Raw genomic sequence first — 22,843 nt, forward strand, 5'->3', positions numbered from 1 at the left:
CGGTCAATGTGGCGTGAAATCGAGCCCGAGGCGCGACATGAAATCGAAGTCGACGGCTATAAGGTGGTCGCCTACAGTTTTGGAAGCGGCAGCGAGACTATATTCTGCCTGAACGGCGGCCCCGGCCTGCCCTGCGACTACCTGCGTGAGGCTCATTCCTGCCTCATCGATAAGGGCTACCGCGTGGTGGCTTTCGATCAGCTCGGCACCGGCGCCTCCGACCGGCCGACGGACCGATCGCTTTGGACCATCGGCCGCTATGTCGAAGAGACGGAGACGGTGCGAAAGGCGCTCAGCCTCGGCAAAGTGCATATGCTTGGTCATTCCTGGGGCGGGTGGCTGGCGATCGACTATGCGCTGACCTATCCGGAAAACCTGCAGACGCTGATCCTCGAAGACACTGTCGCCGACATGCCGCATCTGATTTCCGAACTGGAGCGGCTGCGCGCGGCCCTCGGTCCGGAGACGGTGGCGATGATGCAGAAACACGAGGCGCAGGGCACCTACAATCATCCGGAATATCTGGCGGCGGTGACGATCCTCAATTACCGCCATGTCTGCCGCTTGCCGGAATGGCCGGCCCCCGTGCGCCGCTCTCTCGACGACTGGAACATGGGGCCTTACGAAACCATGCAGGGGCCGAACGAGTTCCTCTATATCGGCAATCTGAAGGACTGGAACCGGATTCCCGACCTGCCGCGTGTGACGACGCCGGTGCTGATCACGACCGGCGAGCATGACGAACTGACACCGGCCTGCGCGCTGCGGATGAAGCTTGCCCTGCCGAACGTCGAACTCAAGGTCTTCGCCAATGCCAGCCACATGCCCTTCTATGAAAATCCGCATGATTATTATCCGGCGCTGGTCGATTTTCTATCGCGGCACAGGGCAAGCTGATGCAGGGTAAGGTGATCGGTACCCGACGAAGACAAGGGGGCGAGCGCCGCCATGCATCGTTATAAGTTCATACTGACCCGGCCGGTTCAGTTTCTGCCCGTTATCTTCGGCATCAGTGTCATCACCTTCATTCTGGTGCGGCTGATCCCCGGTGATCCCGCCCGCAACATTCTCGGCACGCGCGCCACGCCGACCGCACTTGCCAATATCCGAGCCCAATATGGCCTCGATCAGCCGATGTGGCTGCAATATTTCTACTTCCTCAAAAACCTCGTAAATGGCGAGATGGGCAAGTCGATCCTCTACAAGATCGATGTGCTGCCGCTGATCGCAACCCGCATCGAGCCGACGATCGCGTTGGTGCTGACCAGCGTCATTCTGTCGATCCTGATCGCCGTGCCGATGGCGGCGATTGCCGCTCGCAATTCCGGCCGGGCGCCGGATCATGCGGTGCGTATCGTCTCCACCTTCGGGATCGGCTTTCCGCCCTTCTGGCTCGGCCTGATGCTGATCATTCTCTTCAGCGTGGAACTCGGCGTCCTGCCGGTCTCCGGCTACGGCACGACGCTGGGCGACAAGCTCTCCCATCTCATCCTGCCAAGCCTGACAGTGGCATTGTCGCTGTCGACGGTTCTCACCCGCAGCCTGCGCTCCGCCATGATCGAATCCTTGAAATCCGATGTGGCGACGGCGGCGCGCGCCCGCGGCATGCCTGAGAGCATCGTCTTCTGGCGTCACGTGCTGCCGAATTCGCTCGTGCCGACCATCAATCTTCTCGCCGTCAACATCGGCTGGCTGATCGGCGGCACGGTCGTCGTCGAAAGCGTCTTTGCCCTGCCAGGCATGGGGCAACTGCTGGTACGCGCCATCTTCTCGCGGGATTACATGGTCGTGCAGGGCGTTGCCATGACATTCGCGTGCGCCACCGTGCTCGTCAATTTCATCGCCGACATCGTCACCGTCGCTGTTGATCCGAGGGTGAAGCTATGAGTGTCGAAACCATTGCTCCCAATCCGGTCGCCTGGCGCCGTTTCCTCGGCCGCCGGCTGACGCTCGTGTTCGGCTCGGCCATTCTGCTGTTCTTCCTGCTTTTGGCGATAGCGGCTCCGCTGGTGGCTCCCTATGATCCGATCCTGCAGAATGCCGATGTCCGATTGCAGGGACCGTCACTCGCCCATCTCTTCGGCACGGATAATTTCGGCCGTGACATCCTGTCCCGCGTCATCTGGGGCGCACGCATCGATTTGCAGATCGCCGTCATCGGCGTCCTCTTCCCTTTCCTGATCGGCACGACCGTCGGCACGATCGCCGGCTTCTTCGGCGGCATCGTCGATGCGATTTTCATGCGCCTCGTCGATATCATTCTCGCCTTCCCGTTCCTCGTGCTGATGCTGTCGATCATCGCCATTCTCGGGCCGGGCCTGAGCAGCTTTTATATCGCCATGGCGCTGGTCGGCTGGGTCTCCTATGCACGCCTCATCCGCGCACAGATGCTGGTTTTGAAAAGCAGCGACTACGCGGTCGCAGCCGTCAGTCTCGGCTTCAGCCGCACCCGCATCATGTTCCGCCATCTTCTGCCGAATGCGATTGCCGGCTCCATCGTCTTTTCCATGTCCGATGCCACATTGGTGCTGCTCAGCGGCGCGGCCGTCAGCTATCTCGGCCTCGGTGTGCAGCCGCCGCTTGCCGAATGGGGCGTCATGGTCGCGGAAGGCCAGAGCTTCATCACCACGGCCTGGTGGATCACGCTTTTCCCCGGCCTTTCCATCGTCTGCCTTGCCTTCGGTTTCAGCATGCTGGGTGATGCGCTCGGCGAACTTCTCGGAGTTCACGAATGAGCGCCTCAGTGCTTTCCGTCCGCGATCTGACGGTCAAGGTTCATCTCGACGGCGGCACGCGAACGCTGATCGACAATGTTTCGCTCGACCTTGCCAAGGGCGAAATCCTCGGTCTCGTCGGCGAGAGCGGCTCGGGTAAGAGCCTGCTCTGCCGCTCGCTCGTCCGGCTCTTGCCCTCCTCGCTGATCAAGATCGAGGGCGGCACCGTCCTGCTCGAAGGGCGCGACCTGACGACGGCAAGCTATGCCGAGATGCTCGATGTCCGTGGCGGCGAGATCGGCATGATCTTCCAGAACCCGACGAGCCATCTCGACCCGGTCATGCGCATCGGCGACCAGATTTCCGAAGGTATCCGCTATCACCAGAACCTGGGAGCGAAGGAAGCGCGGGCCGCCGCCATCGAGATCCTGACGCAGGTCGGCTTTCCCGATCCCGTGCGCCAGTATGACAGCTATCCGCACGAATTTTCGGGCGGCATGCGCCAGCGCGCGATGATCGGCGTGGCCCTCTCCTGCAATCCGAAAATCCTGATTGCCGACGAGCCGACGACGGCGCTCGACGTGACCATCCAGGCGCAGATCCTGAAGCTCTTGCTGGAGATCCGCGACAAGCGTGGCCTGTCGATCATCCTCATCACCCACGACCTTGGCATCGTCGCGCAGACCTGCGACCGCATCGCCGTCATGCGCGGCGGCAGGCTGCTCGAACAGGGACCGAAGCGCGCGATCCTCTCGCGGCCCCAGGACCCCTATACGATCAATCTGATCAACAGCCATCCTTCAATGCCGGATGAGATGACCGTACCCGTTGCGGAAGTCGCCTCCCCCGCCGCATCGGCCAAACCTCTCCTCGAAATCGACGACCTGCATGTGCGGTTCAAGGCCGGTGGCAGTCTCTTTAGAGGCAGCACGAAGACGGTGAGTGCGGTTTCCGGCGTCAGCCTTCAAGTCATGCCGGGTGAGACCATCGGCATTGTCGGCGAATCCGGCAGCGGCAAGAGCACGCTCGCACGCGCCGTCCTCGGACTGACACCGATTTCCTCAGGCCATGTCTCTATCGGCGGCATCGATCTTGCACAGCAACGGGCCGCCGGTCTCGCAAAGCTGCGGCGCGAGACGGCCATGGTCTTCCAGGATCCCTATAATGCTCTCAATCCGCGGCTCACCATCGGCCAGATGCTTGCCGAAGTGCTGAAGGTGCAAGGCAAGGTTCCAATATCTGCCATTCCGGCGCGCATCGGTGAACTTCTCGATCTCGTCGGGCTGGAGCGGGAATTCGCCAACCGCAAGCCTCGCAGCATGAGCGGCGGCCAATGTCAGCGTGCCGGCATCGCTCGGGCGCTCGCCGTCGATCCGAAGCTCATCATTGCAGACGAATGCGTCGCAGCCCTCGACGTGACCATCCAGGCCCAGATCATCGGGCTCTTTCGCGAACTGACCGCGAAGATGAACCTGACCCTGATGTTCATCGCCCATGACCTGGCGATCGTGCGCAATCTCTGCGAACGCGTCGTCGTCATGTATCGCGGCGAGATCGTCGAGGAAGGCCGTTCGGATGAGGTCTTCGCGCGGCCGAAGCACCCCTATACCGCGGCGCTGATTGCCGCCATCCCCGACATCGATCCGGACAAGCAGCTTCTGAGCGGTGCGAGCTCGGAAGACGAACTGATGTCGGTCCTGCCCGTCAAACGCATGCCATAACAACGAAGGGAACGAACGCATGATCACTAGAAGGAAATCAATCGGGCTTGCAGTGCTTCTTGCAGGCCTGACGCTCAGCACATCTTACGCCGAGGCCGCCGGCGTGCTTACCATCGGCCGCCGCGAGGATTCGACCACCTTCGATCCGATCAAGACGGCGCAGAACATCGACAACTGGGTCTTCTCCAACGTCTATGATGTGTTGATCCGCGTCGACAAGACCGGCACCAAGCTGGAGCCCGGCCTTGCCGAAAGCTGGACGGTCTCCGACGACGGCCTGACCTATGTCTTCAAGATCCGCGACGCAAAATTCTCCGACGGTTCGCCGCTGACGGCCGAGGACGCCGCCTATAGCCTGCTGCGCATCCGCAATGACGAGGGTTCGCTCTGGAGCGATTCCTACAAGGTGATCGATACGGCTGTCGCCACTGACCCGCATACGCTGACAATCAAACTCAAGAACCCTTCCGCGCCCTTCCTGTCGACGCTGGCACTGCCGAATGCCTCCGTCATCTCCAAGGTCGGCATGGAATCCATGGGCGCGGACGCCTATGGCGAGAAACCGGTCGCGTCGGGTGCCTTTACCGTCGAGGAATGGCGTCGCGGCGACCGTATCATCCTGAAGAAGAACCCGAATTTCTGGCAGGCGGACCGGGTGAAGCTCGACGGGGTCGAGTGGATCTCGGTGCCTGACGACAATACCCGCATGCTGAACGTGCAGGCGGGCCAGCTCGATGCAGCCATTTTCGTACCCTTCTCGCGCGTCGAGGAGCTGAAGAAGGATGCCAATCTCAACGTGCTGATCGATCCTTCGACACGCGAAGATCATCTCCTGATCAACCATGCGCATGGTGATCTCGGCAAGAAGGACGTGCGCCAGGCTCTCGACCTGGCGATCGATAAGAAGGCAATCGTCGAGGCCGTCACCTTCGGCCAGGGCACGGTCGCCAATTCCTACATTCCGAAGGGTGCCCTATACCACTACGCCGACAATCTGCAGCGCCCCTATGATCCGGAAAAGGCCAAGCAGATGCTGGCTGATGCCGGCGTTTCCAATCTGACGCTGAACTACCTGATCCGCGCTGGCGACGAAGTGGATGAGCAGACGGCCGTTCTCGTGCAGCAGCAGCTAGCCAAGGCCGGCATCACCGCCAACCTGCAGAAGGTCGACCCCAGCCAGGAATGGGACATGACCGTTGCCGGCGATTACGACATCTCCGTCAACTACTGGACGAACGACATTCTCGACCCGGACCAGAAGACGACCTTCGTGCTCGGCCACGATTCCAACAACAACTACCTGACCAACTACAAGAACGAAGCGGTGAAGGAACTGGTCGCCAAGGCCCGCCTGGAACTCGATCCGAAGAAGCGCGAGCAGATGTATATCGACCTGCAGAAGATGGCGAAGGACGACGTCAACTGGATCGATCTCTACTATAGCCCGTACATCAACGTGGCGCGCAAGAACATCGACAACTTCTACCAGAACCCGCTCGGCCGCTTCTTCCTGGAAGACACGGTCAAGAACTGAGCCCGGATCTCGCTATCGTACTCCGCCTCTGAAGGGCGGAGTACGCTTTTGACGAGAGATCGGAAATGCCGACGGAGGCCGGTTAGAGAACCGAGAGAATGGTGGCGTCTATGCTCCTGGCCGTTTTGATCATAAGGTTGCCGCTGATCTCGCCGCCTGCTCGTAATAGCCCGATAAGGCTCTCAAATGGGAAGCGATATCGGAAAGGTCGCCCTGCGACAGGCCTGACACCTTCGTCGCTTCCACCAGCAGCCGCTCGCGGATTTCCGAATAGCGCGTCAGCGCCTCCAGGCCCTTGTCGGTAACCTGGACGACTTTCTCCTTGCCGGATTTTCCGGTTTTGACCAGCCCCGCGGCATCAAGCTTCTTCACCGCGTAGTTGGCAACATGGGTGTCTTCGATATCGAGCACGAGGCAGAGGTCAGACAATGTCTTCGGCCGATCGCGATGGCGGACCGAGTGAATGATCAGTATTTCCACCGGCGACAGGCTCGGCACCCCAGCAGCCGCCATGCAGCGCACCATCCAGCGATTAAAAGCGTGGGAAAAGAGCACCGACCCATATTCGAGCTCCGAGAGACCCGGCGAGCTGCCCAGCGCCAGATGGGCCGACGAGACGATCAGGTCACGTGCGGCCTTTTGATCCTTCGATTTTTCCATTGAGCGCCCTTTCGTTCCAAATGCTCAAGCATCTTTCGGTCCATATCCGCCGCCTGTTGGGGTCACGACCGTGAAGGCTTCGCCCGCTTCCAGCACTGTATGAGCAGCACCGATCAGTTCATCGATCGTACCGTCGTTGCGACGAACGTAGTTGCGGCCGGTCTGTCCGGGCTCGCCGCCCTTCAGGCCGAAGGGCGCAACACGGCGATGGCCGGAGAGAACGGCAAATTCGAGCTTCTCAAGCGCACGGATCGTGCGCTGCGTGCCGTTGCCGGCATGCCACTGGCCGCGACCACCGGAATTCGGACGGATGTGGAAATCTTCGAGCACGACCGGGAAACGGCTCTCCAGGATTTCAGGATCGGTCAGACGCGAATTGGTCATATGCGTGTGCACCGCGTCTGCACCATTGAAGCCGGGGCCGGCGGGGGCACCAGAGCAGATGGTCTCGTAATATTGGTAGATGTCGTTACCGAAGGTCAGGTTGTTCATCGTCCCTTGCGCCGCAGCCATGGCGCCAACCGCACCGATCAGGCAGTTTGTGACGGCTTGGCTGACCTCGACATTGCCGGCGACGACCGCTGCGGGATAGGCCGGCGTCAGCATCGTACCTTCGGGGATCACGATACGGATCGGCCGCAGGCAGCCGGCATTCATCGGAATATCCGCTTCGACCAGCACGCGGAAGACATAGAGTACGGCCGCCCGCGTGACCGGTGCCGGCGCGTTGAAATTGTCGGGCCGCTGCGCCGACGTGCCGGTAAAGTCGACTGTTGCCTCGCGCTTCTTGCGATCGATGGAGATCTTGACGACGATTTTGCAGCCCTGATCCATCTCATAGGAAAACTCGCCGTCCGGCAGCCGGTCGAGCACGCGGCGCACGCTTTCGGCAGCATTATCCTGCACATGGCCCATATAGGCGTCGACCACATCCTCGCCGAAGTGCCCGATCATCTTCTTAAGCTCGGCCACGCCTTTTTCGTTGGCAGCAACCTGCGCCTTCAGATCATTGACATTCTGCGCCAGCGTACGCACCGGATAACGCGCACCGGTGAGGAGATCGGCAAGGGCGTCTTCCCGGAAACGACCGCGATCGACCAGCTTGAAATTGTCGATATAGACGCCTTCTTCCTCGATATGGGTCGCAAGCGGCGACATCGAGCCGGGCGAAATGCCGCCGATATCGGCGTGATGGCCACGGCTCGCCACCCAGAAGCGGATGCGCGTACCGGCATCGTCGAAGACAGGCGTGCAGACGGTGAGGTCAGGCAGATGCGTTCCGCCGTTATAGGGCGCATTGATCAGGAAAACATCGCCCGGATGAATGACCGGGTTTTCACGGATGGCAGTCCCGACGGATGCATCCATGGAGCCGAGATGTACCGGCATATGCGGCGCATTGGCGACCAGATTGCCTTCCGCATCGAAGACCGCGCAGGAGAAATCGAGGCGCTCCTTGATGTTGACGGAATAGGCCGTGTTCTGCAGCGTCACGCCCATCTGCTCGGCGATCGACATGAAGAGATTGTTGAAGATCTCGAGCATGACCGGATCGGCCTTGGTACCGATCGCCGTGCGCTCCGGCAGGGCCTTGATACGGGTCAGCACGATATGATCGCGCGCCGTCAACTTCGCCTGCCAGCCATCTTCCACGACGATGGTCTGGTTCGGCTCGATGATGATGGCCGGTCCCGTCACCGTCTGGCCGGGGATAATGCTGTCGCGCAGAACAACTGCCGCATTATGGCTTTCGCCCTGCGAATGGAAGCGGGTATGGCGGATGGCCGAGGCTTCGCCACTGCCCGCCTCGCCACGGTCGACATCGATCTCAGCGGCCGCACCGCCGATGCATTCGACCTCGGCCGCTTCAACGACCAGCGGCTTATCCTCTGCGACGAAACCGAAGCGGCGCTTGTGCAACACCTCGAATTCCTGACGAAGCCGCGCCGCATCGTCGCCTTGCGGAAACAGCGCCTCGACCGCCAGCAGCGTATCGGTGCCGGCATAGCGGATATGGGCGCGAAGCACCGTCTTGATCTTCTCGACATCCACGCCCTGCGCCACCAGTTCCGGCAGGCATTCGCCCTGCAACTCGAGTCCGAGTGCGGCAATCGCTTCAGGTGCCGCCTCATCAAGCGGCACGCCGAGCGCTTTCTGGCGGGTGGAGCGGATATCGGCAAGCCCCATGCCATAGGCTGACAGCAGCCCCGACATCGGGTGCAGCAGGATGCTCTTCATGCCGAGTGCGTCTGCGACAAGGCAGGCATGCTGGCCGCCAGCCCCGCCGAAGCAGTTCAGTGCATAACGCGTCACGTCATAACCGCGCTGGACGGAAATCTTCTTGATCGCCTCGACCATATTGGCAACGGCAATGCGGATGAAACCATCCGCCACCTCTTCGGGGCTGCGCCCATCGCCGATCTCGGCGGCCAGTTCGACAAATTTCTGCCGCACGGTCTCGACATCGAGAGGCTGGTCCTGGTTCGGGCCGAAGATCGCCGGGAAAAAGTCCGGCAACAGCTTGCCCGCCATGACATTGGCATCGGTGACCGCAAGCGGTCCGCCATTGCGATAGCAGGCCGGCCCCGGATAGGCGCCGGCGGAATCCGGCCCGACACGGAAGCGGCCGTCGTCGAAATGCAGGATCGAACCGCCGCCTGCCGCCACCGTATGGATAAGCATCATCGGCGCGCGAACGCGCACGCCGGCAACCTCCGTTTCGAAAGCGCGCTCATATTCGCCATCGAAATGCGCAACGTCCGTCGAGGTGCCGCCCATATCAAAGCCGATTACATGGCCGAAACCCGCCTGCTCACCGGTCTTGGCAAGACCAACGACACCGCCGGCCGGGCCGGACAGGATGGCGTCCTTGCCCTGAAACATGTCGGCGGCCGTCAGACCGCCGGAGGACATCATGAACATGACGCGCGCGCCAGTGCGCGCTACATCGAGCTCATCCGAAACCTGGCGCACATAGCGACCAAGCACTGGAGAAAGATAAGCATCGACAACGGTCGTATCGCCCCGGCCGACCAACTTGATCAGCGGCGAGACCTCATGACTGACGGAAACCTGCTCGAAACCGATGGCGCGGGCAATGCGCGCCGCTACCGCTTCATGCTCCGGATATTTATAGGCATGCATGAAAACGATGGCGACAGCGCGGTAGCCCTTAGTGCGCAGATCGCGCAGCGCCGCTTCCGTCGATGCTTCATCGAGATGAAGCTCGACCGTACCGTCAGCCAGTACGCGTTCGTCGAGCTCGACCACATCCTGATAAAGCGCTTCCGGCTTTATGATCTCCGTCGCGAAGATATTCTTGCGCTCCTGGTAGCCGATGCGCAGCGCGTCGCGGAAACCCTTTGTGGTGATCAGCGCGAGGCGTTCGCCCTTGCGCTCCAAGAGCGCATTGGTGGCGACCGTGGTTCCCATGCGCACCTCGCCGATCAGCCCGGCCGGTATCGCTTCGCCGGCAGTGAGACCCAGATGCTGCCTGATGCCGTGGACGGCGGCATCACGGTAGGCTTCGAGGTTTTCGGAGAGCACTTTTCGAGCATGAAGCGCGCCGGATGGGTCGCGCCCGACGACATCCGTGAAGGTACCGCCACGATCGATCCAGAAGTCCCAACTACCAGCCGCAATGCCCGACAAAATCGCCTCCGCCAATCGTTTCCGACATCACTAAGAAATTATCGATAAATCGTCAACGTTTTTGCGACAGAGATATGCGATGCAGCCCGGAATTGTTGTGCACCAAAAACGAACGCCGCGGCCTGGGAGGCCGCGGCGATAAGATTGGGATTATCGTGACCAGCGCTCCAAGACGCCACTATTGGCCGGAACAGGCATGCTGTCGCGTCAGCGCGCCAGCCAGCCTCCGTCGACCGGCAGCACGGCGCCGTGCACGTAGTCGGATGCCGATGATACCAGGAACACCACGGCACCGCCGATATCGCTCGGCTCACCCCAGCGGCCGGCCGGAATGCGGGCAAGGATGCTCGCGTTGCGATCAGCGTCTTCGCGCAGCGCCGTCGTGTTGTTGGTGACGAAATAGCCGGGCGCGATGGCGTTGACGTTGACGCCCTTGCCGGCCCATTCGCAGGCGAGCAGCCGCGTCAGCCCCGCAAGGCCGCTCTTCGAGGCCGTGTAAGACGGAATGCGGATGCCGCCCTGGAAGGAGAGCAGCGAAGCGATATTGATGATCTTGCCGCGGCCTTTTTCGAGCATGTGGCGAGCCGCCGCCTGAGACAGAAAGAAGGCTGTCTTCAGGTTGACATTCATCACCGCGTCCCAGTCTTCCTCGGTGAAATCGATCGCGTCGGCACGACGGATGATGCCGGCATTGTTGACGAGGATATCGAGACCACCAAAGCGCTCCAGCGCCTCCGCGACGATCGGCTTGACCGGTTCGATCGTGCCAAGATCGGCCTTGATCACGTGGAATTTGGTGCCGGCGCTTGCCACCAGCGCCTCCGTCTCATCCATCGACGAACGGCCGACGGCGACGATCGACGCACCGGCCTCAGCCAATGCGACGGCGATCCCCTGCCCGATGCCGGTATTGGCGCCGGTGACCACGGCGATCTTGCCAGAGAGATCGAAAAGAGCCTGCATCGCCATCACTTGAGATCGCCGATTGCGATATGGTCCATATCGGTGAAGCTCTTGTTGTCGCCGGCCATCGCCCAGATGAAGCTGTAGTTCTTGGTGCCCGCGCCGGAATGGATCGACCAGGGCGGCGAGATGATCGCCTGCTCGTTAGCAACGAGCATGTGCCGCGTCTCACGCGGTTCGCCCATGAAATGGAAGACACGCTGGTCGGCATCGAGGTCGAAATAGAAATAGGCCTCCATGCGCCGGTCATGCGTATGACTCGGCATCGTATTCCAGATGCTGCCGGTCTCCAGGCTGGTGAAGCCCATCGTGAGCTGGCAGGACTGGCAGACTTCCGGATGAATATACTGGTAGATCGAACGCTTGTTGGCGGTCGCCGCCTCGCCCGGCGTCAGATGCCGCGCCTTGTCGCGCGTCAGGAGCACGGTCGGGTGGCTTGCATGGGCCGGCGTCGAAACGAGGTAGAATTTCGCGGAATTGCCGGCATCCGCACTTTCGAAGCTGACATCGACGGCGCCCTTGCCGATATAGAGGCAATCATATTTCGCCAGTTCGTAGGCCTTGCCGTCAACGACGATGCGGCCCGCATGACCGACGTTCAGCACGCCAAGTTCGCGCTCCGCCAGAAACGTCTCCTGGCCGATGGCCTTCGGCGCCGTCAGCGCCAGAACCGCGCCGAGCGGCGCTGCACCACCGATGACCATACGGTCATAGTGGGAATAGGTGAGCCTGATCTCGCCTGGTACAAACACCGTCTCGACCAAGAAGTGACGCCGCAGCGTTTCCGTATCGAAACCGCGCACCGCTTCGGGATGGGAGGCGTGCCGTACGTCAATCTGCATTGGAATGATCCTTCTCTCCTCCGGATGCCGCCATCGACGGGGCATCCTCAATGAAATAAGCGGGGTCGAGCATCTCGGCCTTTTCGACTTCGTGCAGGAGCTTGCCGAGATGGAATTCCATGGCAGCCTTCGCACCGTCCTTGTCGCCCGCTCGCATGCAATCGATGACGGCGGCATGTTCCTCGATGACGCGCGTCAGACGGCCCTGCTGCGGCAGCGTCAGCAGGCGATAGCGATCACTGTGAACCTTGACTTGCTGGATGATCGCCCAGATGCCGGGAAAGCCGGCGATATTGCTGATGAGTTGGTGGAAATCATTGTCGATGACATGGAAGGCCGCGACATCACCGTCGCGGTGACAGGCGTCGAGATCGGCAAGATTGCGTTCCAGCGCCCTGAGACCCGCCGGCGTCATTTTCTCGACCGCGATCGAAACCGTTGTATCCTCTAGCGCCTTGCGCACGAGGATCGCTTCGTAAAGCGCCCGGCGCGGAATACGGGAAACGAACGTGCCCGACTGCGGGAAGACGTCAACCAGACCGTCATCGGAAAGGCGGATGATCGCCTCGCGGATCGGTGTGCGGCTGACGCCGAACTGCGCTTCGAGCTCCTTCTCGTTCAACAATTCCATCGGCTTGCGGCGCAACGATACGATCTCATCGAGAAGCGCATTGTAGACCAGCGTCGCCGCTCGCGGTGCGGCTGCGCGTTGATGCGAAAGCACTGTGACGCCTTGAAGAGATCGTTTTTTGCGCATGATTCCGGTGGGCGAATTCATCGTGTTCCTTCACCGGCAAGATCCGAAAATCGAGCATCTGAAACCATCGACAAACGCCTCCCTGCAGCCCGACTAAAGAAGTAATATATTAGTATCTAACTTCTGACAAGCGCGTCCTTCGTTCATGGAAATCATTGAAAATCGCTTGTGATAAGTTGGCCCGAGAATGGGGGCAGCGATTGATGCGCTCGTCTTCAATGATCGACAGGCACAACCAGCCGTTCAACCGAATGGCATGGCGCCGCCGCGGAAACAACCACAGAGCGATTACGTCTGGCCACCGTTCCGTCAGCGACGCCGTATTTAAGACAGCATTGAAAGAAGGCTCTAATGCGCCATTTTTTGGCGTAACCAGAATGGCCGTTGCAGCCCTAAAGCAGGCTCAATGCAGGGGTCGGCGCGCGGTGCCGCCGGCGCCCGGGTTCAGGATGCACCGCGACCAGAGGGAACAAAAAAATGAAAGTACTTTTGGCATCCACCATTCTCACAGCTGGCGCCATGCTCGCGGGCGGCAGCGCTTTTGCTGCCGATTGCGGCAATATCACAATCGCAAGCATGAACTGGCAGTCGGCAGAAGTGGCTGCGAGCCTCGATAAGTTAATCCTCGAGGAAGGTTATGGCTGCACGGCGGAAATCGTCAGCGGCGATACCGTCCCGACGCTGACCTCCATGGCGGAAAAGGGAGAGCCGGACGTTGCACCGGAAGCCTGGGTCAGCCTGCAGCCGGAACTGGTCAAGCGCGGCCTTGAAGGCGGCAAGGTCGTCGAGGGCGCCAAGATCCTCTCGGACGGCGCAATACAGGGCTGGTGGATCCCCAAATACATCGCCGAGGCCCATCCCGACATCAAGACCATTCCGGATCTCCTGAAACATCCCGAGCTCTTCCCGGCACCGGAAGACAAGAGCAAGGGCGCCGTCTTCAACGGCCCGCAGGGCTGGGGCGGCACTGTCGTCACCGCACAGCTCTTCAAGGCCTATGATGCTGAGAAAGCGGGCTTTACGCTCGTTGATACCGGTTCTGCCGCTGGTCTTGATGGCTCGATTGCCAAGGCATATGAAGGCAAGCAGCCTTGGGTCGGCTATTATTGGGCACCGACCTCGCTCCTCGGCAAATACGAAATGGTCAAGCTAGGATACGGAACGGAATACGACGCCGCCGAATGGAAGCGCTGCACCTCGGTTGCCGATTGCGCCGATCCCAAGCCGAATGCATGGCCGGCGGATGACGTGCAGACGCTGATCAGCAAGACCTTCGCCGATCGCGGCGGCCCGGCCATTGATTACCTCAAGAAGCGCGCCTGGACCAATGACACCGTCAACAAGCTGATCGCCTGGATGACCGACAACCAGGCAACCGGCGAAGATGGCGCCAAATACTTCCTGAAGAACAACGAGCCTCTCTGGAAGGATTGGGTCTCGCCAGAAGCCGCAGAGAAGATCAAGGCTTCGCTTTAGTCACTCGGACATAACATGGGCAGCTTATCGCTGCCCAGACAATCCTTCGGCGCGACGGCCAAAACAACAATCGGCCGCCGCCATTATCTATTTTGGGAACCGCTATGGATTGGCTCTGGAAATTTCCGACCATGAACGACGAGACGCTGCGCGCGCTGAAAAAGAGCGTGGATGAAGGATTTCGCGCCTTCACCCGCGCCTATGGCGACGGCATCGAAGCAGCCTTCAACCCGCTGCAAAGCTTCCTCATCTGGGCTGAACGGTTGCTGACCGGCACGCCCTGGCCAATCGTACTGATCGTCTTTGCTGCCATCGCCTGGTTTGCCAGCCGCAGCTGGAAGGTGGTCATCGGCTGTGTGCTGACGCTTCTTGTCATTGGCTATTTCGACATGTGGCAGGATACGATGAAGACCGTGTCGATGATCTTCGTCTGCACTGTGCTCTCCATCGTGATCGGCCTGCCTCTCGGCATCCTGATGGCGCGGTCGAATACGATGCAGAGGATCGTCAACCCCATTCTCGACGTCATGCAGACAATGCCGAGCTTCGTCTACCTGATCCCCGTCGTCATGCTTCTGGGTATCGGCCGTGTGCCCGGCGTCATTGCCGTCGTCATCTATGCCTTGCCGCCGATGATCCGTCTCACCAATCTTGGTATCCGCATGGTGGACGAGAATGTGCTGGAGGCGGCCGATGCCTTCGGTTCATCGAGCTGGCAGAAACTTCGCAACGTCCAGCTGCCACTGGCGCTGCCGACCATCATGGCCGGCATCAATCAGACGATCATGATGGCGCTCGCCATGGTGGTCATCGCCTCGATGATCGGCGTTCAGGGGCTCGGACAACCGGTTCTCAAGGCTATCTCCAACCAGTACTTCACCCTCGGCGTCTTCAACGGTCTCGCCATCGTCGGCATTGCCATCATCTTCGACCGCATCAGCCAGGCCTATGGCCTGCGGCTTCAGAAGCACCGGGAGATCGTGCATGGCTAGCAATTCGATTGAAATCCGGAGCCTCTTCAAGATCTTCGGCCCGCGCGGCGGCGACTATGTGGAAGCGGTCAGCAACGGCATGTCGAAGACCGAGCTCAACAGAGAACATGGCCATGTTCTGGGTCTGAAAGACATCAACATCACCATCCCCGGCGGCAGGATCACCGTCATCATGGGCCTTTCCGGCTCCGGCAAGTCAACGCTGATCCGCCATATCAATCGGCTGATCGACCCGACGTCGGGGGAGGTGCTCTATGGCGGCGAGGATGTCTGCCGTATGGATGCCCTGCAGCTTCGCGAATTCCGCCGCCGGAAGACTGCCATGGTCTTCCAGCGTTTCGGCCTGTTGCCGCATCGCAACGTTCTGCAGAACACCGTCTATGGTCTCGAAATCCAGGGCGTTGCAAAGGCGGAGCGTGAGGAACGGGCCAATGCCTGGATCAAGCGCGTTGGTCTGGAGGGCTTTGATGGGCACTATCCGAACCAGCTTTCCGGCGGCATGCAACAGCGCGTCGGCCTGGCGCGGGCGCTTACCAATGATGCCGAAATCCTGCTGATGGACGAAGCCTATTCGGCGCTCGATCCGCTGATCCGCGTCGACATGCAGACCGTCCTCCTCGATCTGCAGAAGGACCTGAAGAAAACGGTCGTCTTCATCACCCACGATCTCGACGAAGCTCTCAGGCTCGGGGAGAAAATCGCCATCCTGCGCGACGGCGAAGTCATCCAGCAAGGCTCGGCGGCTGAGATCGTCCTCAACCCGGCCAACGATTACATCGCCGCCTTCGTCAAGGAGGTCAATCGCGGTCGAGTTATCAAAATCGGTGCCGTCGCGAAGCAGATCTCGGTCGAAAGCCAGCTGCAACTTGCCGAAGACATGGATATCGAAGGAGCATTGCGGGAAATGTCGCGGGCCGATGTCCCTTCTGCCCTGGTCGTCTCGCAAAATGGCCAGCCGCTCGGCGGCGTTTCGCTGCAGCAGTTGCTGGCGCTGCTCCTGCATCAGGCATGACAATCTTAAGCAATCAGGCGGCATGCGCCTCAAATGCGTGCCGTTTGTTTAAACATGGTTAATTTTTTCATTATAATCATCTTATAGAAGGAACCGAACGATACGTCCGGGTGTTGATGGCACGCTGAGGAGGACCCTGAAGATGTTCAAATTTTTCTCGATCAAGCCGTCGAATGAAGACTTCGACGCCGATACCGGCACCTATGCCGACGGCATGACCGACCGCTACCATCGTGATCTGGCCGGCCGGACCGAACACCGTGTTCGCTCGGCCCATGAGCGCGATTACGGCGCAGCCCGCGAGATCGTCGAACATGCGCCTCATGGCGCAGTGGGTAACTGACCGGCGTATCGTCTCTCTTTGCTGATATCAGGCGTACCGACATACCTGCGTCTCTTGCGAGGCTACGTACCGGTTCTGGGCGGACAAATTCAGAGCATGCGACTGCGCCGATCGCAGCCGTCTCCGAAAGAGAAAACGGGCTGAAAAATCGAACGCCCAATACCGAACAGCGATGTTCGATCACGCTACGGCATCGAAATCTCAATACATAGATTCAAAGGACGCTAACGTCTGGACGCGGCGGCACCCGCCGCGTCCAGACAGGGCTTTTCAATCAGACGAGGTCGAAGCGATCGGCGTTCATGACCTTGTTCCAGGCGGCGACGAAGTCCTTGACGAACTTCGCCTTGGCATCCGACTGGCCGTAGACTTCCGCAAGGGCGCGAAGCTGCGAATGCGAGCCGAAGATCAGGTCGACGCGGGTGCCCGTCCACCTGAGTTCCTTCGTCTTGCGGTCGCGTCCTTCGTAGACGCCGTCCTTGCCGGCAACCGGCGCCCAGACGGTGCCCATGTCGAGCAGGTTGACGAAGAAGTCATTCGTCAGCACTTCCGGACGCGCGGTGAAGACGCCGTGCTCCGGCTTGCCGGCCGTCAACACCCGCAGCCCGCCGACGAGCACGGTCATTTCCGGTGCGGTCAGCGTCAGGAGCTGGGCGCGGTCGACGAGTGCTTCCTCGGGCTTCATGAACTGCTGGCGCTTGCCGTTCACATAGTTGCGGAAACCGTCGATGCGCGGCTCCAGAACCGCGAAGGACGCAACGTCGGTCTGCTCCGCGGTTGCATCCATGCGGCCCGGCGTGAACGGTACGACGATGTCGTGACCACCGGCCTTAGCCGCCTTTTCGACACCGGCCGCACCGGCCAGCACGATCAGATCGGCGAGCGAGATCTTCTTGCCGCCGGTCTGGGCCGCATTGAAGTCCTTCCGGATGCCTTCCAGAACACCCAAAACCTTGGCGAGCTGTGCCGGGTCGTTGACCTCCCAATCCTTCTGCGGCGCAAGACGGATGCGTGCTCCATTGGCGCCGCCGCGCTTGTCGGAGCCGCGGAAGGTCGAGGCGGAGGCCCAGGCTGTCGAGACCAGTTCCTGCACCGTCAGGCCGGAAGCAGCGACCTTGGCCTTGAGACCGGCAATGTCCTGGTCGTCAACGAGCGGATGGTCGACGGCCGGGATGACATCCTGCCAGATCAGGTCTTCGGCGGGCACTTCCTTGCCGAGGTAGCGCACCTTCGGTCCCATATCGCGGTGAGTCAGCTTGAACCAGGCGCGGGCAAAGGCGTCGGCGAACTGATCCGGGTTTTCCATGAAGCGGCGCGAGATCTTCTCGTAGACCGGGTCGAAGCGCAGTGCGAGGTCGGAGGTGAGCATTCGCGGCAGGTGCTTCTTCGAAGAATCGAAGGCATCCGGGATCGTGGCGCCAGCGCCCTTTGCCACCCACTGATGGGCACCCGCCGGGCTCTTTTCCAACTCCCATTCATAGCCGAACAGGTTCCAGAAGAAATTATTGCTCCACTTAGTAGGAGTGGTCGTCCAGGTGACTTCTAGGCCACTACCGATCGCATCGCGACCGACGCCGCTGTTGAACGTGCTCGCCCAGCCGAGACCCTGGGCCTCGAGCGCGCCGCCCTCGGGATCGACGCCGACGAATGACGGGTCGCCGGCGCCATGGGTCTTGCCGAACGTGTGGCCACCGGCGATCAGCGCCACGGTCTCTTCGTCATTCATCGCCATGCGGGCGAAGGTCTCGCGGATGTCGCGAGCGGATGCGAGCGGATCGGGCGTGCCGTTCGGGCCTTCCGGGTTGACGTAGATCAGGCCCATCTGCACGGCGCCGAGCGGCTCTGCCAGCTGGCGTTCGCCGCTATAGCGCTCGTCGCCGAGCCAGGTGCCTTCCGGACCCCAGTAGAGCTCTTCCGGCTCCCATACGTCGGCGCGGCCGCCGGCAAAGCCGAAGGTCTTGAAGCCCATGGATTCGAGCGCGACGTTGCCGGTCAGGATCAACAGGTCGGCCCAGGATATACTGTTGCCGTATTTCTGCTTGATCGGCCAGAGCAGGCGGCGGGCCTTGTCGAGGTTGACGTTGTCAGGCCAGGAGTTGAGCGGGGCAAAACGCTGCTGGCCCTGACCGGCGCCGCCGCGGCCGTCGGTGATGCGGTAGGTGCCGGCGCTGTGCCAGGCCATACGGATGAACAGGCCGCCGTAGTGGCCGAAGTCAGCCGGCCACCAGTCCTGCGAGTCCGTCATCAGCGCATGAAGGTCCTTCTTCACCGCGTCGAGATCGAGTGCCTTGAACGCTTCGGCATAATCGAAATCCTTGCCCATCGGGTCGGAAAGGCCGGAATGATGGTGCAGCATCTGCAGGTCGAGCTGGTTCGGCCACCAGTCGCGATTGCCCCTGCCACGTGCTCCCGAATGATCAACGGGACATTTGCCCGCGCTCTCTGGTTTCTGGTCCATAGTTTTCTCCTGTTGCTTCAGACGACCATTCTGCAGCCGCCTTGTCCGTTAAACTATCGGGGGCTGATCGCGTGCCCACACCTCGTCCCGGTTCGATCGGGGTCGGCACGCATCCTCCCTGTTCCTCCCTTTTATCGGAAGCATGTGATAATTTTAAGTTGGATTTACTGATGGCTGCGATAAGTTGGCCTTATGACCAATATTACCCTCAAGCAGCTTCGCTATTTCGAAGCCCTGGCACGTCACGGCCGTTTCCGGCATGCGGCCGATGCCTGTGCGATCTCGCAACCCGCTCTGTCCATGCAGATCAAGGAGCTTGAGGAAGAGCTCGGCGGAAATCTCTTCGAACGCGGTGCGCGCGAAGTGAAATTGACCGCTTTCGGACAGCTCTTTGCGCTGAGGGTTCGCGACATTCTACGGGCTGTGGACGAACTCGGCGACCTTGCCCGCGCCTCGCAGGACAGGCTGCTGACGCGGCTGAGGATCGGCATCATTCCGACCATCGCCCCCTATCTGCTCCCGGCGATTATCAGCGACCTGAACAGAACCTTCGATAATATCGAAATTCAGGTGCGCGAAACGCTGACGGCCAGGCTGGTTCATGAAGTGGCGCAGGGCGAGCTGGATCTGGCGGTGGTCGCATTGCCGGTATCGGAGCCATCGCTGACCGAAATCAGGCTGTTCGAAGAGGAGTTCCTGCTGGTCCGACGGCGCGAAGACGAAGGCAAACCGGTGCCGGAACCCGAGGCTCTGCGCGAAATGCGCCTGCTTCTCCTGGAGGAAGGGCACTGCTTTCGCGATCAGGCCCTGTCCTTCTGCGGAATAGAATCGACGCGTCCCCGCGAAATCATGGAAGGCAGCTCGCTCTCGACGCTGGTGCAGATGGTCAGCGCCGGTATCGGCGTCACCCTCATCCCCGAAATGGCGGTGCCGGTGGAGACGCGCTCGGCGGATGTCTCCATCTCCCGGTTTCGCACGCCCCAACCCTTGCGAACGATCGGAATCATCTGGCGCAATTCGACGCCTCTGGCCAAGCAGCTGCTCCAGATTTCCGAGGTCATTCGCCATTCGGCCGGAAGCCTGCGCCATCAGGTCTCTGCGGAATGAACCCGATCCTGCACTTGCCGATTCCGTGACGGATTTTACTGCCCCACTGGCCGGCTTGCCGGCCGCGCTCTAGCTTCCCGCATTAAACGATCGGCAGCGATCCCGCGTTCTGAGCGCTGATCCGCGACAAGGGGAGCATGGAATTGGATTTGATCGACCTGATGCCGATCACGCCGAGCTGGACGGACATCGCAATCCGTCTGGCGGCAACGATTATCGCCGGCGCATTCATCGGCCTCGACAGGGAACGTGGGGGACATGTCGCGGGATTGCGCACGACCATCCTCGTCGGACTAGCGGCCTGTCTCTCGATGATCCAGGCGAATATCCTCCTGGCGACGAGCCAAAGCGTGAACGGATCAATGGATATATTGCGCTTCCCACTCGGCGTCCTCACCGGCGTGGGCTTTATCGGTGGCGGGGCGATCCTGAAGAGGGGCGACATCGCAACCGGCGTGACTACGGCGGCCACGCTGTGGCTGATCACGGCGATCGGCCTGTGTTTCGGCGGCGGGCAAATCGCTGTGGGTTCCATTGTTACCGTCCTGGCCGTCCTGATCCTTTCTCCGCTGAAGCAGGTAGACCGGTGGATATCAGGCCAACAGAAAGGCATGGTCGCAATCAGACTGCCGGTCGAGGCCGGCATTCCTGATATAAAGAAGGCGGCTATCGAGCTTTCAGAAGCGACCTTCACAGAGCTCAGGGACAGCGATGAGGCGTACCGAGAGCTAATCTACGAGATCAGATGGACATCCGTTCAAGGCATTCCGGGTGCTGACCAAATTGCTGCATCTTTGGAAACGAACTTTCGCGTTACCCGCTTCGAGCATCGCACGACCGGAGCTTAGCAGCCAACGTCATCACGATCACAACGATGCGGCGCGTGAGAGGATAGGGATCGAGGTATTCAAGACATGGGATCCCGGTGATCTGGACAATCTGGTCCGCCTGATGCGGAAGTTTGCCGATGCCGTGAAGGATGATCCGGTCAAAAGCTGACGAACCACCGCGCGGATGGGCAGGCTGGCGGGAGAAAGCGAAGCGTCAGCAGAATCGCCGGCGCCTTGAGACTCTCACCCGACCCGGTTTACCAGCAGGTGAATCCCGCATCGACATTGACGATTGCTCCCGTCATCAGGCTTGCCGCACCGGATGCGAGAAAGAGAACCGCGCTTGCGACCTCCTCAGGCGTGCCCATTCGCCCCATCGGCGTATCGGCGAGCCAGATCGGAATCCGCTCGCGATTAGCTTCGACTGCAGCCACCATCGGCGTCTCGATATAGGTCGGAGCGACCGCATTGATCCTGACACCATGCTGAGCCCATTCGGCGGCCATGGAACGGGTGAGGTGGTGAACGGCAGCCTTGGAAACGTTATAGGCCGTCTGCGGCTGCGGCCGATTGCAGATGATGCCGGACATCGAGCCGAGATTGACGATCGCACCCCGTTTCATCGCCACCATATGGCGGCCGAAGGAACGCGAGCACCAGAAGACGCCGTTGACGTTGACATTCATCATCCGCAGCCAATCGGCGTCCGTGACGTCTTCGGCGGCAATCCCGTTCTGTCCGATACCAGCATTGTTCACCAGGATCGTCGCCGGGCGGCCACTGCCGGCGAGTTCATTGGCGATCGCCTCCATGCGGGCGGAATCGGTCACATCGCCGAGACGCAGCTCGACGTCGTATCCCTGGTCTTTGAGCGCCAGAGCCTGCTCGGCGTCGGATTCATTGCGCTCGATGACGACGACGGCTGCACCGGCTTCGGCGAGTGCGTGAGCGCAGCAAAGCCCGATGGCCCGCCCGCCGCCGGTGACGACGGCACGCTCGCCGTCAAGGCGGAATTTTTCCTGATAGCTCATCGTCAAGCTCCTCAGATGTCGAATGCGCTTGGAAGAACCACGATGTCGCGGATCGTCACGTTGCGCGGACGCGTCAGCATGAACATGATCGCATCCGCCACCTCCTTGGGTTCGATCAGGGCGCCGGCCTCCTTGGCCTTGCGCAGGTTCTCTTCCGGCCAGTCGGCAAGCAACGCGCTGATGACCGGTCCCGGCGAAACCGAGCCGACACGAATACCGCTTTTCAGCAGTTGCCTGCGCATCGTCTGGACGAAGCAATGCATCGCCCATTTCGACGGCGAATAGACCGGCTCCCAGGGAACGGGCGCATGGCCTGCGACCGAGCTCGTGACGATGATGTCGCCGGTGCCGCGTTCGATCATGTGCGGAATGACCGTCCGGACATTCTTGATGACGACATTGACGTTCAGGTTCAGCATCCTGTCGATGGCGTCCAGATCGGCATCTGCGAGGTCCCCGCCGATATAGGTGCCGGCGTTGGCATGCAGAATGTCGAGCTGCCCAACCTTAGACAACACGCGGTCAAGAAGCTTAGCGCAAGCCTGAGGATCCAGCAGGTCCAAAGCGAGAGGTATCGCCCGCTCACCAAGGCGTTCGCAGGCCGACTGAAGCGCCTTCTCGTCGCGGTCAACGAGAACGACCGTGGCGCCTGCCGCGATCATTGCCTCGGTCGACGCCATTCCGATACCCGACGCCGCGCCGGTGATTGCCGCGACCTTCCCTTTCAACTCGTTCATTCTTTCCTCCTCGGT

Annotated in this window: 19 protein-coding genes; 11 read left to right on the top strand and 8 right to left on the bottom strand. The window is 60.6% G+C overall.

All coding sequences use genetic code 11. The annotated features are described in order from the left end of the window. Positions 1–6 precede the first annotated feature (6 nt). From FHT87_RS03665 to FHT87_RS03685, 5 genes are read left to right on the top strand one after another with little or no spacing between them, the layout of a single operon-like run. On the top strand, positions 7–897 hold the full coding sequence (locus FHT87_RS03665; protein WP_183799510.1) for a proline iminopeptidase-family hydrolase: 891 nt from the start codon (positions 7–9) through the stop codon (positions 895–897). Positions 898–948: 51 nt separating this feature from the next. Further along, on the top strand, positions 949–1,887 hold the full coding sequence (locus FHT87_RS03670; protein WP_183799513.1) for an ABC transporter permease: 939 nt from the start codon (positions 949–951) through the stop codon (positions 1,885–1,887). Continuing rightward, positions 1,884–2,735, top strand: a complete 852-nt coding sequence (locus FHT87_RS03675; RefSeq protein ID WP_183799515.1) for an ABC transporter permease — start codon at positions 1,884–1,886, stop codon at positions 2,733–2,735. The genes FHT87_RS03670 and FHT87_RS03675 overlap by 4 nt, the downstream gene beginning before the upstream one ends. Beyond that, on the top strand, positions 2,732–4,435 hold the full coding sequence (locus FHT87_RS03680) for an ABC transporter ATP-binding protein (protein WP_183799519.1): 1,704 nt from the start codon (positions 2,732–2,734) through the stop codon (positions 4,433–4,435). Before FHT87_RS03675 ends, FHT87_RS03680 begins: the two co-directional genes overlap by 4 nt. 19 nt (positions 4,436–4,454) lie before the next feature. Then, the gene (locus tag FHT87_RS03685) at positions 4,455–5,969 is read left to right on the top strand and encodes an ABC transporter substrate-binding protein (protein WP_183799522.1); all 1,515 of its coding nucleotides are present in this window, start codon (positions 4,455–4,457) and stop codon (positions 5,967–5,969) included. A 129-nt stretch (positions 5,970–6,098) separates the two neighbouring features. On the opposite strand, the gene FHT87_RS03690 is transcribed toward FHT87_RS03685, so the two are convergent. From FHT87_RS03690 to FHT87_RS03710, 5 genes are all read right to left on the bottom strand, one after another. After that, the gene (locus FHT87_RS03690; RefSeq protein WP_183799525.1) at positions 6,099–6,629 is read right to left on the bottom strand and encodes a winged helix DNA-binding protein; all 531 of its coding nucleotides are present in this window, start codon (positions 6,627–6,629) and stop codon (positions 6,099–6,101) included. 24 nt (positions 6,630–6,653) lie between these two features. Beyond that, positions 6,654–10,280: a hydantoinase B/oxoprolinase family protein gene (locus FHT87_RS03695; RefSeq protein ID WP_183799528.1), complete on the bottom strand. Its 3,627-nt coding sequence runs from the start codon at positions 10,278–10,280 to the stop codon at positions 6,654–6,656. 207 nt (positions 10,281–10,487) lie between these two features. After that, positions 10,488–11,243, bottom strand: coding sequence for a 2-dehydro-3-deoxy-D-gluconate 5-dehydrogenase KduD (gene kduD, locus FHT87_RS03700; RefSeq protein ID WP_183799531.1), 756 nt, complete (start codon positions 11,241–11,243; stop codon positions 10,488–10,490). Positions 11,244–11,248: 5 nt separating this feature from the next. After that, positions 11,249–12,085: a 5-dehydro-4-deoxy-D-glucuronate isomerase gene (kduI, locus tag FHT87_RS03705; protein WP_183725507.1), complete on the bottom strand. Its 837-nt coding sequence runs from the start codon at positions 12,083–12,085 to the stop codon at positions 11,249–11,251. After that, entirely contained in the window at positions 12,075–12,809 is a 735-nt protein-coding gene (locus FHT87_RS03710; RefSeq protein WP_348649347.1) for a GntR family transcriptional regulator, read from the bottom strand. Before FHT87_RS03710 ends, kduI begins: the two co-directional genes overlap by 11 nt. A gap of 510 nt (positions 12,810–13,319) precedes the next feature. Here FHT87_RS03710 and FHT87_RS03715 point away from each other — a divergent pair. The 4 genes from FHT87_RS03715 (at position 13,320) to FHT87_RS03730 (ending at position 16,665) form a co-directional block, all read left to right on the top strand. Continuing rightward, entirely contained in the window at positions 13,320–14,318 is a 999-nt protein-coding gene (locus FHT87_RS03715) for an ABC transporter substrate-binding protein (protein ID WP_183799539.1), read from the top strand. A 104-nt stretch (positions 14,319–14,422) separates the two neighbouring features. Then, positions 14,423–15,310: a proline/glycine betaine ABC transporter permease gene (locus FHT87_RS03720; RefSeq protein ID WP_183725513.1), complete on the top strand. Its 888-nt coding sequence runs from the start codon at positions 14,423–14,425 to the stop codon at positions 15,308–15,310. Continuing rightward, complete coding sequence (locus FHT87_RS03725; protein ID WP_183725515.1) at positions 15,303–16,322, top strand: glycine betaine/L-proline ABC transporter ATP-binding protein; 1,020 nt, start codon at positions 15,303–15,305, stop codon at positions 16,320–16,322. The genes FHT87_RS03720 and FHT87_RS03725 overlap by 8 nt, the downstream gene beginning before the upstream one ends. A gap of 142 nt (positions 16,323–16,464) precedes the next feature. Beyond that, positions 16,465–16,665 carry a hypothetical protein gene (locus tag FHT87_RS03730; protein WP_183725517.1) on the top strand — a complete coding sequence of 67 codons (201 nt, stop codon included), beginning with the start codon at positions 16,465–16,467 and terminating at the stop codon, positions 16,663–16,665. A 274-nt stretch (positions 16,666–16,939) separates the two neighbouring features. Here the strand turns inward: FHT87_RS03730 and katG are convergent, their stop codons facing one another. Beyond that, entirely contained in the window at positions 16,940–19,123 is a 2,184-nt protein-coding gene (katG, locus tag FHT87_RS03735; RefSeq protein WP_183799542.1) for a catalase/peroxidase HPI, read from the bottom strand. A gap of 192 nt (positions 19,124–19,315) precedes the next feature. On the opposite strand from katG, the gene FHT87_RS03740 reads away from it, so the two are divergent. Together FHT87_RS03740 and FHT87_RS03745 are read left to right on the top strand one after the other, a co-directional pair. Beyond that, a complete protein-coding gene (locus FHT87_RS03740; RefSeq protein ID WP_183725521.1) occupies positions 19,316–20,230 on the top strand; it encodes a hydrogen peroxide-inducible genes activator in 915 nt (304 codons plus the stop codon). 137 nt (positions 20,231–20,367) lie between these two features. Beyond that, the gene (locus FHT87_RS03745; RefSeq protein ID WP_183799550.1) at positions 20,368–21,078 is read left to right on the top strand and encodes an MgtC/SapB family protein; all 711 of its coding nucleotides are present in this window, start codon (positions 20,368–20,370) and stop codon (positions 21,076–21,078) included. Between the two features lie 239 nt (positions 21,079–21,317). Here the strand turns inward: FHT87_RS03745 and FHT87_RS03750 are convergent, their stop codons facing one another. Continuing rightward, positions 21,318–22,091, bottom strand: a complete 774-nt coding sequence (locus tag FHT87_RS03750; RefSeq protein ID WP_183725525.1) for an SDR family oxidoreductase — start codon at positions 22,089–22,091, stop codon at positions 21,318–21,320. Between the two features lie 11 nt (positions 22,092–22,102). Continuing rightward, the gene (locus tag FHT87_RS03755; protein ID WP_183799552.1) at positions 22,103–22,828 is read right to left on the bottom strand and encodes an SDR family oxidoreductase; all 726 of its coding nucleotides are present in this window, start codon (positions 22,826–22,828) and stop codon (positions 22,103–22,105) included. Positions 22,829–22,843 lie beyond the last annotated feature (15 nt).

It is taken from the genome of Rhizobium sp. BK316 (assembly GCF_014193695.1).
GTDB lineage: Bacteria > Pseudomonadota > Alphaproteobacteria > Rhizobiales > Rhizobiaceae > Rhizobium.

Bases quoted from the DNA above. Each gene is read 5' to 3' on its own strand.
- FHT87_RS03665 (WP_183799510.1), top strand. From the start codon at position 7: ATGTGGCGTGAAATCGAGCCCGAGGCGCGACATGAAATCGAAGTCGAC.
- FHT87_RS03670 (WP_183799513.1), top strand. From the start codon at position 949: ATGCATCGTTATAAGTTCATACTGACCCGGCCGGTTCAGTTTCTGCCC.
- FHT87_RS03675 (WP_183799515.1), top strand. From the start codon at position 1,884: ATGAGTGTCGAAACCATTGCTCCCAATCCGGTCGCCTGGCGCCGTTTC.
- FHT87_RS03680 (WP_183799519.1), top strand. From the start codon at position 2,732: ATGAGCGCCTCAGTGCTTTCCGTCCGCGATCTGACGGTCAAGGTTCAT.
- FHT87_RS03685 (WP_183799522.1), top strand. From the start codon at position 4,455: ATGATCACTAGAAGGAAATCAATCGGGCTTGCAGTGCTTCTTGCAGGC.
- FHT87_RS03690 (WP_183799525.1), bottom strand. From the start codon at position 6,629: ATGGAAAAATCGAAGGATCAAAAGGCCGCACGTGACCTGATCGTCTCG.
- kduD (WP_183799531.1), bottom strand. From the start codon at position 11,243: ATGCAGGCTCTTTTCGATCTCTCTGGCAAGATCGCCGTGGTCACCGGC.
- kduI (WP_183725507.1), bottom strand. From the start codon at position 12,085: ATGCAGATTGACGTACGGCACGCCTCCCATCCCGAAGCGGTGCGCGGT.
- FHT87_RS03715 (WP_183799539.1), top strand. From the start codon at position 13,320: ATGAAAGTACTTTTGGCATCCACCATTCTCACAGCTGGCGCCATGCTC.
- FHT87_RS03720 (WP_183725513.1), top strand. From the start codon at position 14,423: ATGGATTGGCTCTGGAAATTTCCGACCATGAACGACGAGACGCTGCGC.
- FHT87_RS03725 (WP_183725515.1), top strand. From the start codon at position 15,303: ATGGCTAGCAATTCGATTGAAATCCGGAGCCTCTTCAAGATCTTCGGC.
- FHT87_RS03730 (WP_183725517.1), top strand. From the start codon at position 16,465: ATGTTCAAATTTTTCTCGATCAAGCCGTCGAATGAAGACTTCGACGCC.
- katG (WP_183799542.1), bottom strand. From the start codon at position 19,123: ATGGACCAGAAACCAGAGAGCGCGGGCAAATGTCCCGTTGATCATTCG.
- FHT87_RS03740 (WP_183725521.1), top strand. From the start codon at position 19,316: ATGACCAATATTACCCTCAAGCAGCTTCGCTATTTCGAAGCCCTGGCA.
- FHT87_RS03745 (WP_183799550.1), top strand. From the start codon at position 20,368: ATGGAATTGGATTTGATCGACCTGATGCCGATCACGCCGAGCTGGACG.
- FHT87_RS03750 (WP_183725525.1), bottom strand. From the start codon at position 22,091: ATGAGCTATCAGGAAAAATTCCGCCTTGACGGCGAGCGTGCCGTCGTC.
- FHT87_RS03755 (WP_183799552.1), bottom strand. From the start codon at position 22,828: ATGAACGAGTTGAAAGGGAAGGTCGCGGCAATCACCGGCGCGGCGTCG.